Source organism: Chrysiogenia bacterium, from assembly GCA_020434085.1.
GTDB lineage: Bacteria > JAGRBM01 > JAGRBM01 > JAGRBM01 > JAGRBM01 > JAGRBM01.
On record JAGRBM010000325.1, the window covers coordinates 1 to 1,869 of the forward strand.

A 1,869-nucleotide genomic window follows, 5' to 3' on the forward strand; every position below is an offset into this window, starting at 1 on the left:
GCATGTGACACCTCATGACACACTCGCCCCCCATGATGAGTTTGGGTGAGTTTCGGTTGAGTGGCTGTGGATAAGTTCTGGAGAGAAAATATTTTTCACTGTGCCGGGCGGCCCTGCAAGGGGCAAGTCGGCACAGGACGGTCGCCTCTGGACAGGTTCTCCACAGGCGGCAACCGGCACGAGTCATACACTTCTTACTGCCCCGCTCATGCGGTAGAAACAGACCTCCGTTGATTGTTTGGGGAAGTAGAGGGAATCGCTGATGGCCGAGGGAAGCATTGCAGTCGAGCGCGGCGGGCGCGTGCCGCCGCAGAACATCGATGCCGAGGAGTCGGTATTGGGCGGCGTGTTGCTCAAGAACGACGCCATGGACGAGATCGATTTCCTCGAGCCCGAGGACTTCTACCGCGAGAAGCACCGCAAGATCTTCACCGCGATGCAGGAACTCTCCGACCGCAGCGAGCCCATCGACCTGGTGACGCTGGGGACCTCGCTCAAGGATGCCGGCGACCTGGAGACCGTGGGCGGTGAGGCCTTTCTCGCCTATCTGGCGGGCCGCGTGCCCACTGCCGCCAACGTCGTCTATTACGGCCGCCTTGTCCGCGACAAGGGCCTGTATCGCCGCCTGATTGAAGCCTCCACGGAGATCGCCGCCGCCTCGTACGAGGCCGACGAGCCCGTCAAGAACATGCTCGACAAGGCCGAGGCCAAGATCCTCGAGATCGGCGAGCGCCAGCTTCACAAACCCTTCAGCCCCATTCGCGACGTGGTGCGCAACGCCTTCAAGCACATCGAGCGACTGCAGGAAAACCACCAGGACATCACCGGCGTGCCCACGGGCTTTGCCGACATCGACCATCTGCTCTCGGGCCTGCAGCCCACCGACCTGATCATCCTCGCGGCGCGCCCCTCCATGGGCAAGACCTCGCTCGCGCTCAACATCGCGCAGAACGCCGCGGTGCTGGCCGACATTCCGGTGGCGGTGTTTTCACTGGAAATGAGCAGCGAGCAGCTCGTCATGCGCATGCTCTCATCGGAGGCGCGCATCGACTCGGCGCAGATGCGCCGGGGCTTCCTCAGTGAAAACGCCATCAGCAGTCTCATCGATGCGGCCAGCACACTCTCGGACGCGCCGGTCTATATCGACGACACGCCGGGCATCACGCCGCTGGAACTCAAGGCCAAGGCCCGCCGCATCAAGCGACTTTGCAAGGAAGCGGAGATGGGGCTCGTGGTGGTGGACTACCTCCAGCTCATGCAGGCCCCGCGCAGCAGCGACAACCGCGCCCAGGAAGTGGCCGAGATCTCGCGCTCGCTCAAGGGACTGGCCAAGGAGCTGGGCTGGCCGGTGCTTGCGCTCTCGCAGCTCAACCGCGGCGTTGAAGCCCGCGTGGACAAGCGCCCCATGCTCAGCGACCTTCGCGAATCGGGCGCCATCGAGCAGGACGCCGATATCGTGACCTTCATCTACCGCGACTCGCACTACAACGAGCACGCCGAAGAGCCCAACAAGGCCGAGCTCATCGTGGCCAAGAACCGCTCGGGCGCGACCAAGACCATTCCGCTGACTTTCCTCAAGGAATACACCACCTTCGTCGACTACACCGACGGTGGGGGCTACGGGGCTGCCGGGGGCAACTATGGCGGTGGTGGCAACAGCGGCGGCGGAAGCGGCAGCTACGGCGGGGGCGATTCGGGCAGCTACGGCGGCGGATCGGACTCCGGAGGCAGCTACGGGGGCGGCAGCGGCGGCGATCCGGGGCAGGAAATGGGCTTCTGAGCGCCTCGTTGATCCAAAAATCAATAGAAATTTCAGTGAGTTGAGTCACCCCGCGTTTGTAACAACTCCTTGACACGGGGCCCTGCTCC

At 63.5% G+C, this 1,869-nt stretch carries 1 protein-coding gene; it reads left to right on the forward strand.

Translation table 11 applies throughout. The features are described 5' to 3' along the window. Positions 1–262 precede the first annotated feature (262 nt). Complete coding sequence (gene dnaB / locus KDH09_11290) at positions 263–1,780, forward strand: replicative DNA helicase (protein MCB0220271.1); 1,518 nt, start codon at positions 263–265, stop codon at positions 1,778–1,780. Positions 1,781–1,869: the final 89 nt, after the last annotated feature.

Excerpts from the sequence above, each read along its gene's own strand:
- dnaB (MCB0220271.1), top strand. The coding sequence starts at position 263 with ATGGCCGAGGGAAGCATTGCAGTCGAGCGCGGCGGGCGCGTGCCGCCG.